Below are 11,813 nucleotides of genomic sequence, written 5' to 3'. Positions count from 1 at the left end.
CAGAAAATATAGCAACTGCTGAGAGCTATATCACCGCTTCTGTACTGAACACCTACCACGGAGATGTTATGCAAACATAACCGAGTCGTTTTCGTTACCAAACGTGAGAGGGTTTTAAGTGAAAGCTTAAAGCTAAACCAAGGTGGTACCACGTCTATCCAGCACAAAGACGTCCTTATTTTAAGGACAGCTTTGTGCTTTTTTATTTCAAAAATATATGGAGGAATGCACATGTCAAAACAACAAGAAGATTTTTCAAAGTGGTATATTGAAACCATTCAAAAGGCGGATTTAATGGATTATACACCTGTTCGTGGCTGTATTGCCTTTAAACCAGATGGCTACGAAATTTGGGAACATATTCAGGAGGAGATGGATCGTCGCTTTAAAGAGACAGGGCATCGTAATGCCTATTTCCCAATGCTTATTCCTGAATCCTTCTTCCAAAAGGAAAAGGATCATATCGAAGGATTTTCACCTGAGCTTCCATGGGTAACAGAGGCAGCAGGAGAACAATTAGAGGAACGCTTAGCGCTTCGACCAACCTCTGAAACAATGATTGGACACCTGTACTCAAATTGGATCAAAAGCTACCGGGACTTACCAGTGCTTATCAATCAATGGGCAAATGTTTTCCGCTGGGAAAAGAAAACACTTCCTTTTATTCGCACATCCGAATTCCTATGGCAAGAAGGACATACAGCTCACGTCGATGAAGAGGATGCTCGAAAAGAAACGATGCAAATGCTCGACATTTATAAAGAAGTAGTGGAACAAGTGCTAGCAATTCCTGTCTACGATGGTCAAAAAACGCCTTCAGAACGTTTTGCAGGTGCTGTCGATACGTATTCCATTGAAGCCATGATGAAAAATGGGAAGGCTGTGCAAGCAGGAACATCGCATTATCTCGGGACAAAGTTTGCTGAAGCCTTTAACATCAAGTATTTGAATAAAGCGAATCAGCATGAATATGTTCATACGACATCTTGGGGTACGTCTACACGGTTAATTGGTTCCGTTATTATGGTCCATGGCGATGAGCAGGGTCTGATTTTACCTCCTCGTATTGCGCCAACACAGGTAGTATTAATTCCAGTTGGACCATGGAAGAAGAACCCTCAAATTATGGAACATTTAGACGAAATCTTTGCTTCCTTAAAAGCGAAAGGAATTCGAGTTCGTCTGGATGATTCAGACCAGTCACCAGGCTTTAAGTTTAATGAATGGGAGCTAAAAGGGGTGCCAGTTCGCGTTGAATTAGGACCACGTGACCTGGAGAACAACCAAGCACTAATGAAAGCGCGTGATGAAGAAGACAAACGAACAATCGATTTACCTACAATTGTCACAGCTATTGAAGAGGAGCTAACAACGATGCAAACGCGTTTACTGGAAAAAGCCCGTCAATTCCGTGAAGCAAATACACACACAACAATTGATACACTTCCACAACTTCAGCAGCATATCGAAACAGCGAAAGAAAACAGCTCAATTCCAGGCTGGGTACTTGCTGGATGGTGTGGCGAGGATGCATGTGAGGAAAAAGTGAAGGAAGAAACAAAATACACATCCCGCAACATCCCATTCAATCCACCAACAACAAAAACAACATGTATTGGCTGTGGAAACAAAGCAAAGCATACAGTTTGGTTTGCGCAAGCGTATTAATATCGTTTGAACACCCTCCTATTTTGTAGGAGGGTGTTGTTGTTAAGTGGAAATTCTACTCGAGCAGCTAAGTTTTCATCAAGATTATGTTAAAATAAAGGACGTTATGACTTGAATTTCCTAAAGAAATGAGGACATGCATGGCGAATGTACAAGCATTATTCAATAACTATCTTAATATCAAATTCAATCGAGAATTACCAGCTGTTCCAATGGAGGACTTTGAGTATGCAGTATTAGAAGATCAAAGTGCGGAGCTCTTTTTTAGTGCTCATGAGCATGAATCATTTTTGGCATGGGCAGAGGAGCTTCAACCTCCAGATCCACAGTATGGTGATCCATCAAATGGGAAACCTATACTCTCATCGTATTTCCATCAGCTCGATGTTTACGATGAGCAAGTATTTTACTATGTACACTATACCATTAATTCAACTACAAGGATTATTCCTCGTCATCCATATAATACAATGAATGACCGGATGAAAAATTATTGTTTCTTCCAACTAGCTCAACTATCGTATATGACAATGTTAAACGAAGAGCAAAAGCAACAATTAAAAGATTTCTTGTTCTTTTTCTTTTTGTATGCTCATCCAGTGAACGAGGAGACGCTTTACGCCTTTTCATTCCAAGACCAATCGATAGTACATGCAAAAACGAATATTCGTCTGGAGCAATATCTTTCTTTTTACCATGATTATTTTTTTGAGCACGCCCACAACTATCAGGATTCATTAGTGTTAGCGCCTGAGGAAATAAACGCTTGTAAGCATCTTACGTTAGAGCTCTTAAAAACATTAGAGGGGAAATCGCATAAGCTTGCGATGCCTCAAGAAGAAGGGCTTGAGGAAATCCTCCGGTTAATTAATGATGTGGACCACTTTTTACATATGTATAAGGAAAATAAATTAGCATTCTTTCAATTGCTAAACAACATGCTGTTAGAGGAGCTGTCCAATCCTTACCGAGAGCATTGTATGAGTATGTTATTACAAAATTACGCCATTTATATTTTGAATTTTCATTTTGATGAACTCCAAGCGTTAGTTGAGTATTTTCAAGACAACCCATTATTATGTAAATTTATACTCAATAAAATGTTTGCGGATACGATTTTTTTGCAGAAAATCATGAGGCAATCCAATATCGACATCAACAACTATCCGAAAATTACGCAGTTTTTCGACGAGGAAGCTAAAAGAATATATCTTGATTGATAGTAAAGGGAGAAAAGTAATATGACAGAAACAACAGGCTGGAAAAATAATGCGCAAGATCATCGATTTATTGCTTCATTTAGTGGTGGAAAGGATAGTGTCTTAGCTTTATATAAAGCATCGCAGGTAGGTCAAGCAATAGGTCTTATCGTGATGCTTGAGGAAGAAGGGCAACGCTCAAGGTCCCATGGGATGCCACCAGAGCTTATCCAGGCACAAGCAGACTTGATCGGATTACCTGTCTATACGGCTGCAGCAAGTTGGGCAGAATATGAGCATGTGTTCATTGGTCTTTTAGAAAATGCAAAAAATCAAGGGGCAGAGGTATTAGTGACAGGAGATTTAGACATGCCTGAACATGGCTGCTGGCATGATCAGGTGACAAAAAAGGCAGGATTAAAGCTTGGTATGCCTTTGTGGGAGATGAACCATCGTCAAGCTGTCGATGAATTTATTAACTTAGGATTTATCACGATGATTGTCACGGTCAACTTATCCTTAGGTATGACCGAAGAAGATTTAGGAAGAACCCTTACCTACGAATATGTACAGGAGCTTGAAGCCCGCGGCATTGACCCTTGTGGGGAGGGTGGAGAATTCCATACAACTGTCATCGATGGACCACTTTTTAAGCAGCCTATTCATGTTCGGAAATGCTCAATTGTACGAGACGGAGACTATGCATTTCTACCTTTAGAACTTGCGTAAAATCACTCAAGATAACCTTTAATGTGATGACCAATTCATTACATTAAAGGTTTTTTTACCTTAACTTGTCATTTTGTTTCATGTGTAATAAAATTATTACATATGAAAGATATATTAAAAGGTGATGAACTGTTAACAGTATTGGGTGCTCTGTCAAATCCTTATCGTTTAAAAATTATTGCTATTCTCCATCAAGAAAAGCGATATGTTAGTCAACTTGCAAGAGAGTTAGCAATCAGTAGACCATTACTATACTTACATTTACAAAAATTAGAGGAAGCTAACTTAATTAATGGCTATCACGAAGTTTCTGAAAGTGGCAAAGCGATGAAGTATTACACGCTAAACCCTTTTAGCATTACATTAAATGCCGATTTCATTGCCCAAGTTGCTAGCGGCATAACGGATAAAAAAAGAAAGGAATAACATTGTTTTTAGATGGTTTACTAATTATGAAGGGAGTTGATGAAATGTCGTCCATGTCCATTTCAATCTTTTCGGCATTCTTTGCTTTGCTGCCACTGATTGTTCTTGTTATTATTTTTGTCTTTGTAATAAGCGTTATCCGTCGTATGGAACGTCGTGCAGAGGAACGTTTAACATTAGATAAAGAAACAGCCCATTTGCAACAACTGCAAATTCAGGAAATTAATAACCGTTTAACAAATATTGAAAATATCTTAAAACAAATTGATTAAAGTACAAAGGTTATTACCTCTGTACTTTTTTAATTCAATTTTTCTTTTAAGAGGGTATAAAAACAATTCGATATTGTCTAAAATAACATTTGACTGGACACTAATTGGTGTCATATAATTAAGACACCAATCAGTGTCCTATTAGAAAGGGTGGTGGTTTTGAGTAACAATCATCAAGAGCGTGACGTCTATGTAGCCATTGCTGATCCGACAAGACGAAAATTAATTGGTTTGTTGGCAGAGGTAGATGAGTTACCACTTCACGAATTAACCGCTCAATTTGACATGGGGCGTACTGCCGTATCGAAACATTTGGCCATCCTCAAAGATGCAGGTCTTGTTACGGCTCGCAAGGAAGGTAGAGAGACCAGGTATCGGCTGAATGCAGCACCATTGAAAGAAATACAAGATTGGGTCTCGTTTTATGAAGGATTTTGGAAAGAAAGAATATCAAAACTACATCTTTTATTGGAGGAAAACAAATGAAACCAGATGTATCATTAGATTTTAAATTTACAAGTTCCATCGAAAAAGTGTGGCATGCGTTAACAGATCCAGAGACGCTTGCAAAATGGATTTGGAGCAATGATTTTCAGCCAATCGTCGGCCATCAATTTCAATTCCGTGCTGAGCCAAATGAATGGTGGGATGGTATTGTAAATTGTGAAGTACTTGCAGTTGAAGAGCCTCATAAATTATCATACACGTGGTCTAGTGCTGGCGAAACAACAACAGTAACTTGGACACTTACAGAACAATCTGATGGAACTACACAGCTTCACCTCGACCAAAGTGGATTTAGTGAAGAAACAAAAGCTCGTCAAGGAGCTATTGAAGGGGCTAAATATGCTTGGACAAATATGGGTTCACAGCTTGAAAAAGTATTAGCCTAATCATCGTCATTCAAATAACCTTACAATGAAGAACGCAATTCCTTAGCAAGAATTGTGTTCTTTCATTTTCTAACAAGCCTAATACACATGAAAGGATCACGACATGAAGATCAATCAACTCATTGCCAATAATATCAACCGTTTAGATGTAGTTTTACCAGAAGATCAATCACTAGGAATTGCAGGGTTGTCTGGCTCAGGGAAAACGACATTTTGTCAAACGATTGGGGAGGAATCCAAAAAACGTCTCGTTTCTTTATTACCTAAGTCTGAATATCAATATTTGTTTCCAAACATTATGGAAACGAACTTCAGTGCGATTCAAATGGAGGACATGCCATTAGTTCTTTTCCTAGGGAAATCATCTATCTCTACAAATCCTCGTTCAACAATTGGTACACATACAGGTGTTTTTAAAGAAATACGTGATCGTTTGGCAGAAGAATTTCAGCTGTCTCCAGAGGTTTTTTCCTTTAATAACGCTTTAGGCTGGTGTCCTGCATGTAAAGGACGAGGCACGACGAAAAATGTAGAGTGTAAAAAATGTCAGGGTAAACGCTATAGTCCAGAAGTGGAGCAACATCGACTAACTTTATGGAATGAACCCTATAGCATTTCTGATATTCATAATTTAAGCATCGAGGCTATCTATTCTTTATCAAATGAATTAACAATTAGCGAAGAAAAACAGCATATACTTCAAAATATCATTCAAATGAACATTGGCTACTTAACATTGAATCGTATTATGGGGACTTTATCAGGTGGGGAATTAACTCGACTTTACTTAGCAGAATTCATGGCAACGAGCGAAAATACAGTCATCATTGTCGATGAAATATCGGTTGGTTTGGACCATGATACGTTATTAAAAATATTGGAGCAAATTCAACAACTGGGCTATAAAAATCAAATTTGGCTTATCGATCATTCAGATACGGTGCTCGACACTGCAGACAAGCCTTTATTCTTCGGACCAGGTAGTGGGAAATACGGTGGGAAAATTGTAGACGAGTCCCCTCGACCACAGCCAATTTATTGGGAACGAAATCAGGTAATGCCCACTACCTACTACCAATTCCAAGACCTCCATTGTCGGAATATCCAAATGGACAGAATAGAAATTCCTAAAAATCGACTTGTTACTTTTACAGGGGAATCTGGTTGTGGAAAATCAACACTTGTCAATGAATGTATCGCGAAAGATTTTGTTAAACGCTATCCAAAGGATAAACTTGTGATGGTTGGACAAGATCGTAATCAATCCATTACAAGTCGATCTACTGTCGCAACATTCCTCGATATTAAAAGGAAATTAACAAAATATAGTGAGGAGATTGAAGATATTTTTCAACGTTCGATTGAGGATATCATTGATGAACTCCCTAATGAAGACATCGCCCATAAGCGGTTAAGCTTGCTGATAAAATTAGGACTTGGCTATTTAACATTGGAAAGAAAGACACAATCCCTTTCTACTGGTGAATTCCAATGTGTACATCTTGTCTCAGAGTTATTTGCGAATTCTCGAAACCCACATACACTATTTATTTTTGACGAGCCGTCTAAAGGGTTATCTCAAAATATTTTAAATCAGTTCATTGATAGTGTAAGGGACATCCTTGAAGATGAATCCATTTCCATCATCATGATTGAGCACAATGCCTATATGCTCGAAAGCTCGGATTTTATCATCGATTTTGGGAAAAGACAGCAGGAGCCTGTGACACATCTTGAGGTGGTCAGTCAAGAAGACTATTTTAATCAAGTGAAGCATTCACAAAACATAGCTCCTTTACACATTGCGTCAACACTTGATTCTAGAAATGGCATTCAATACTTAGAAGACCATCAGATTAGCTATTTTAAAAGGGCGGAAAATATTTATAAAGGGGGAATCTTAAAAAGCCTATCCTCTATGGCTCGACTTATATACAGTGATTACGAATCGAACAGGATTGCCCCAGTCATTGCTATTGATCTAGAGCGACATTTATATAGCCAATATAGTTTTCTCTATGAAATTGGGGGGCTTATCAACCATATTGTCGCTTCACATCCAACGAATAAGGATACAAGAAGCTTTGATTTCTTTAGCCAAGAAAATCACTGTCCAAGCTGTTCGGGGCGATTAGAAATAGAAAAATTCGATTTTGATATCGTAGTACAAAATAAAAATGTGCCATTTTGGGACGGTTTATTACATCCAGATGTGATGGATGTCTTAAAATACTACCAACATTCAAAATTAGAATTCCTCTTTGAAGAGATTAAAAATGAACTTGGCCAGGATATAAGTAAAAGCTACAATGAAATGACAGAAGAAGAAAAACATACATTTTTATATGGCTATTGGGATCAATCTTTTTATGATAAGACAACGAAATCCTCGAAAAAATGGGAGGGCTTTAATTTAATCATTGGCCGCTATATTGTCATTTCGAAATCTAAGATAAAAGAGCAAATGAAAGAAACAAGAAAAATGGTGCCTTGCCCAATCTGTCATGGCACAGTGCTTAATCATCAGAAGAAATTACGATTTGGGGACACCGATATCCGAGACTTAATCCATCAGTCACTGGATGAAGTCATTAAAATTGTAGGGAGCTTACCACAATTAGAAAAAATGAAAGCAATCGTTGGTGGAGATATGTCGTTACTCCAAGATGTCTCCTTGTTGCCAAGAGAAACGCAAGTAGCGTTGAAAATGCTGGAATTGGAGCTTGCAAGCTTTGTAGGGTATGAAATCGTTCTGCAAAACGCTTTACCATTCTGGGAAAAAATCGAAAGCAATTTAGACGTTATTAGCCGAAAAAATCAAGTAACAATCTGTGATTTTGCTAATATTTACGAGACGAGAGAAGCAATGATCGACCAGTATTTTACGAATGGCAAATACAAAAAACTTACCTATGTATATGAGGCGTTTGGCTACAAAAAAATCGTCACTCAAATCAACAAAGTTAAAGCAAATCATACTTGCCCATTCTGTAAAGGGAAAAAGGTTCTTTCAGAGGATGGTCTACATGATGGCGTCTACAAATTAACCGTCCCTTGTGTTAGCTGTGGTGCAAGTGGTATTAATGAAGAGGGGCGTCAGCAAATCGTCGATGGTATTGCTGTACAAACTTGGCTAACAGGAAAGGTAAGGGATGTGGTAAAAGAAGGCTCTCATCTTGAGGCTGTTGCTCATATTCCAATTTTCAATCGCATTCGTGAGTTAAATAAACAAGAAATGATGGCGGTCTATCAATACTTACAACATAATAACTAAGCTCAACTTGTTAGAAAACCCATTTGCGCACAGCAAGTGGGTTTACTTCATTTGGTTAATTACACTAATTTTTCCAAAAAAGTTAACATTCAGTGTCGTCTTTGCCATTTTAATCGTACTATAAAGGTAGCTGGATTGGCAGTAAAAGGGAGGTTATTCTTTGGTCAAAAAAGTACTGTTATTTGGAGATATTGGCATTGATGATACGGTTGCCTTAATTTATGCAAGGCTAAATAAAGAAATAGAAATTGTGGGCTTAGTTGCAGACTACGGAAATGTCTCGCGAGAAGATGCGGTGTCCAATATTTATTATGTGATGAAATTATTCGATTTCCCACAGGGTATTCCCGTTATTTTGGGAGCAGAGGTTCCTTTAACGGGGGAACAACCCACTTACTACCCAGAGATTCACGGACAACGAGGGCTGGGACCTATTGTACCAAATGACGATCACGAATTAAAAATTGAAAACTTTTTTGAAATTGTCAATATAATTGAAAGGTATAAGGATGAGGAGCTTATTATTGTCAATATTGGTCGGTTAACCTCACTAGCTACAATGTTTATCCTTTACAATGACCTAATGAAAAATATCAAGGAATACTATATTATGGGTGGTGCGTTTTGGGTTCCTGGAAATGTCACTACAGTGGCAGAAGCGAATTTTCATGGTGATCCGTTTGCTGTGAAAATTGTGCTAACCTACGCAACGAATGTAACAATCATTCCATTGAATGCCACACAAAAGGCAATTGTTACACCAGGGATGGTGGACTATATTGATTCATTTGGGCAAACAAAAATCCTTAAACCATTAATGGACTACTATACTCGTTTTTATCAAGAACGGGACCCTTCTTTATTAGGAAGCCCCGTCCATGATGCATTAACGTTGATGGCAACAATTTATCCTGACATGTTTATCTATGAGTCCTATCCGGTCATCATTGTGGATAAACTTGAAGGTCCGGCAAGAGGGCAAAGTATTGCCGAAACACGGCCATATGAAAATGGTAACAATGGAGCAAAAAGACATCGTATTGCCTTTGATATTCATTATGACAAGTTCTTTCATAACTTTTTGTCTATCATGACAGGTCAATTAGTTTGAGCCTATTCAAAAACCCCATCTCGTAGGATCACAAATTTAACATTGACATTCACTTTCATATCTTTATACATTTTATGCCATTTTTCTTTTGTCAGCTTAGAATGTCTCACAGAACTTCTATATTTCTCGCCAAAGCCAAAAATATCCGATTCGACTTCCTGACTATGCGCGATTACTCTTTCAATTTCCTTTGTTAGTTTCTTCTCGATTGCATCCTGTAGTATTTTTACATTCTTCGCGTCGCCTAAATTCATATCAGGATATACCTCTAAAACTCTTGACCGAATGTCGATGTTAAGATCAAACTCTGGTGTATCGGCATTCACTAATTTTATCTTTCTATTTGAATGGATGGCATCAAAGGCCACAGTTATTTTTTCTGCAGGTTTTTGAAGAACTTTAGATGGAATATCCTCTTTGTCTAAGATCGTTTCAAACAATCCAACTTTAAAGGTGTCTCGGACAATTTTAACGTAAAAGCTATCGTTTGCTGGAAGGGAACCCACCATTTTGCTCCCTTTAAAAAGAGCTACGCCACTTAATTCAACAAGCTCGCCATTTCTTTTAATAATTGGCATCGCTAAATCTTTCCCAAATGAATAGTAATCATGTGCGATTTGATGGAGTGTAGCCGAAATCATATATTCCTGTCTTACATTTTGTTCGATTAAACGAAATATATGTTGGCCAATATCCTCGATATCTTTGTATTCGTAGCTCAATAATGAGGATGTTTTACCCTCTACCACAGCCATATAGACACTATTACTAACACTAGCGTTTTCTAGGTTTGTATCTATATAATAGTGCAAACTTTCTTTTGCTAAATCGTCACCAAACAAGACAACCCTCATTTGACCGACCATGATTTTTTTTGAAAGCCTGCGATTCGCCTCCATACGATTTCCTTTACTTGTTTCATTTTCGGTTGTTAAAACTTCTACATTACTTTGAAATTCTGGATTTACTTCACGTATAACGGCTGTCGTCGCAATTTTTTCTTCAGTTCCTTTATCATAACCAATCAATGTAGTTAATCCTATTTTATCTAAAATATTTGTCTGCACACATCCATATAAAAAAATAAATGATATAAAAACAATAAAACAGCATTTAAGTTTGTTCATCTTTTTTCACCTTCTTTGATGTGAAGTTCTTTTTCAGCACGGCAAGCATCCATAGCAAAATAGGGTAAACAAAGATTACGTAAAATGCCACATGCCCAAAAATCGTATTAATCGTATTAATCTGAGTACGTGTTTGTATGATTAATGTACCGATAAACACAAAGAAAGAGAGTAACCAAACAAACTTTGTCCCGCTTATATTGACTAAACGAATAGCCCCTCGGTAAGCAGCCCATAAATAAAGACACATATTCGGCAAAATGATTAACATCCAATAACAAACGGCGATAAATTCAAAGCGCTCTATAAAAGGAAAGCTAATAAAACTAAATAATGTTAATGTGGCCCATATCGTTTTTAATAATTTACCTTCACTATAATAGGTAATTGACACCAGCATAACGGATAAATAGATAAAGGTTGTAAACAGCAAACCTAAATGAACATGTTTTTGAACATTTTTCTTTTCTTTTACAAAGGGATAAATAACGTTTAAGACCTCAAAGCCAATAATAGTGAAAGTCATTGAAAAGGTACCTTTTAAAATCGAACGAAAGTCATTTTCCAGAACCGGTAATAAACTTTCTGCTACTGAATACTTCAAAGGAAAAGCCAACATAGGAAAAATCCATAAGGAAAGTATAATACTAAAAAAGGCCAGACCTACAATTACGCGTAGCCCTCCAGTAAATGCATAAATAACGACAATGAGTAAAGTTGCTGACAGAAACCATGTCCCTATTCCAGGAAACAACCACACTTGGATTACTTCAATATAATTTCGTAAAACGGAAAAGAATGCTACCGAGCAATATAATACATACATGGCATTGAATAAATTGCCTATCCATTTGCCAAAGATATCTTGTTGAATGCCATATAAATCATTGGAGCCATAAATCTCTAATGTTTTAATCATAAAAAATGCGACGATATGAGAGGCAATCCCTGCTAGTAAAACTGAAATCCAGGCGTCTTGTCTTGCATCTTGATAGACAATTCGTTGAAATCCCTGTATACCAACCCCAACTTGTGCGCCATGTATGACAAAAAACAGTAAATAAGCGCTAATCATATCTTTAGGACTAAGTTGTATAGGTTTTGTCATTTTACT

The 11,813-nt window shown here is 37.4% G+C and carries 11 protein-coding genes; 9 read left to right on the top strand and 2 right to left on the bottom strand.

Annotated features, from left to right (window positions below; translation table 11 throughout):
- Positions 1-231 precede the first annotated feature (231 nt).
- The 9 genes from proS (at position 232) to SJW71_RS12270 (ending at position 9,572) form a co-directional block, all read left to right on the top strand.
- On the top strand, positions 232-1,668 hold the full coding sequence (gene proS / locus SJW71_RS12310) for a proline--tRNA ligase (RefSeq protein ID WP_429979027.1): 1,437 nt from the start codon (positions 232-234) through the stop codon (positions 1,666-1,668).
- 140 nt (positions 1,669-1,808) lie between these two features.
- Positions 1,809-2,888, top strand: coding sequence for a hypothetical protein (locus SJW71_RS12305; protein ID WP_431810928.1), 1,080 nt, complete (start codon positions 1,809-1,811; stop codon positions 2,886-2,888).
- 21 nt (positions 2,889-2,909) lie between these two features.
- Positions 2,910-3,596: a diphthine--ammonia ligase gene (locus SJW71_RS12300; RefSeq protein WP_431810927.1), complete on the top strand. Its 687-nt coding sequence runs from the start codon at positions 2,910-2,912 to the stop codon at positions 3,594-3,596.
- 102 nt (positions 3,597-3,698) lie between these two features.
- A complete protein-coding gene (locus tag SJW71_RS12295) occupies positions 3,699-4,022 on the top strand; it encodes an ArsR/SmtB family transcription factor (protein ID WP_322605118.1) in 324 nt (107 codons plus the stop codon).
- Between the two features lie 26 nt (positions 4,023-4,048).
- Positions 4,049-4,294 (top strand): hypothetical protein, encoded by a 246-nt coding sequence (locus SJW71_RS12290; protein ID WP_274797210.1) that lies wholly within the window; start codon positions 4,049-4,051, stop codon positions 4,292-4,294.
- A 159-nt stretch (positions 4,295-4,453) separates the two neighbouring features.
- Positions 4,454-4,780 (top strand): ArsR/SmtB family transcription factor, encoded by a 327-nt coding sequence (locus tag SJW71_RS12285; RefSeq protein WP_431810926.1) that lies wholly within the window; start codon positions 4,454-4,456, stop codon positions 4,778-4,780.
- Positions 4,777-5,187, top strand: a complete 411-nt coding sequence (locus SJW71_RS12280) for an SRPBCC family protein (RefSeq protein WP_274797213.1) — start codon at positions 4,777-4,779, stop codon at positions 5,185-5,187. The genes SJW71_RS12285 and SJW71_RS12280 overlap by 4 nt, the downstream gene beginning before the upstream one ends.
- 103 nt (positions 5,188-5,290) lie before the next feature.
- Positions 5,291-8,461, top strand: coding sequence for an ATP-binding cassette domain-containing protein (locus SJW71_RS12275; RefSeq protein WP_431810925.1), 3,171 nt, complete (start codon positions 5,291-5,293; stop codon positions 8,459-8,461).
- A 160-nt stretch (positions 8,462-8,621) separates the two neighbouring features.
- A complete protein-coding gene (locus SJW71_RS12270) occupies positions 8,622-9,572 on the top strand; it encodes a nucleoside hydrolase (protein ID WP_274797215.1) in 951 nt (316 codons plus the stop codon).
- A gap of 2 nt (positions 9,573-9,574) precedes the next feature.
- Here SJW71_RS12270 and SJW71_RS12265 read toward each other — a convergent pair whose 3' ends face one another.
- Together SJW71_RS12265 and SJW71_RS12260 are read right to left on the bottom strand one after the other, a co-directional pair.
- Positions 9,575-10,699 (bottom strand): Ger(x)C family spore germination protein, encoded by a 1,125-nt coding sequence (locus tag SJW71_RS12265; protein ID WP_312507337.1) that lies wholly within the window; start codon positions 10,697-10,699, stop codon positions 9,575-9,577.
- The gene (locus SJW71_RS12260) at positions 10,686-11,807 is read right to left on the bottom strand and encodes a GerAB/ArcD/ProY family transporter (protein ID WP_274797217.1); all 1,122 of its coding nucleotides are present in this window, start codon (positions 11,805-11,807) and stop codon (positions 10,686-10,688) included. Before SJW71_RS12260 ends, SJW71_RS12265 begins: the two co-directional genes overlap by 14 nt.
- Positions 11,808-11,813: the final 6 nt, after the last annotated feature.

The organism is Lysinibacillus sp. FW12, assembly GCF_050817245.1.
GTDB lineage: Bacteria > Bacillota > Bacilli > Bacillales_A > Planococcaceae > Lysinibacillus > Lysinibacillus irui.
Note: the sequence above shows the minus strand (reverse complement) of the source record. Positions and strands in the feature narration are given on the sequence as shown.

What these genes read in the sequence shown, in the direction of transcription:
- proS (WP_429979027.1), top strand. Translation starts at nt 232, where the DNA reads ATGTCAAAACAACAAGAAGATTTTTCAAAGTGGTATATTGAAACCATT.
- SJW71_RS12305 (WP_431810928.1), top strand. Translation starts at nt 1,809, where the DNA reads ATGGCGAATGTACAAGCATTATTCAATAACTATCTTAATATCAAATTC.
- SJW71_RS12300 (WP_431810927.1), top strand. Translation starts at nt 2,910, where the DNA reads ATGACAGAAACAACAGGCTGGAAAAATAATGCGCAAGATCATCGATTT.
- SJW71_RS12295 (WP_322605118.1), top strand. Translation starts at nt 3,699, where the DNA reads ATGAAAGATATATTAAAAGGTGATGAACTGTTAACAGTATTGGGTGCT.
- SJW71_RS12290 (WP_274797210.1), top strand. Translation starts at nt 4,049, where the DNA reads ATGAAGGGAGTTGATGAAATGTCGTCCATGTCCATTTCAATCTTTTCG.
- SJW71_RS12280 (WP_274797213.1), top strand. Translation starts at nt 4,777, where the DNA reads ATGAAACCAGATGTATCATTAGATTTTAAATTTACAAGTTCCATCGAA.
- SJW71_RS12275 (WP_431810925.1), top strand. Translation starts at nt 5,291, where the DNA reads ATGAAGATCAATCAACTCATTGCCAATAATATCAACCGTTTAGATGTA.
- SJW71_RS12265 (WP_312507337.1), bottom strand. Translation starts at nt 10,699, where the DNA reads ATGAACAAACTTAAATGCTGTTTTATTGTTTTTATATCATTTATTTTT.
- SJW71_RS12260 (WP_274797217.1), bottom strand. Translation starts at nt 11,807, where the DNA reads ATGACAAAACCTATACAACTTAGTCCTAAAGATATGATTAGCGCTTAT.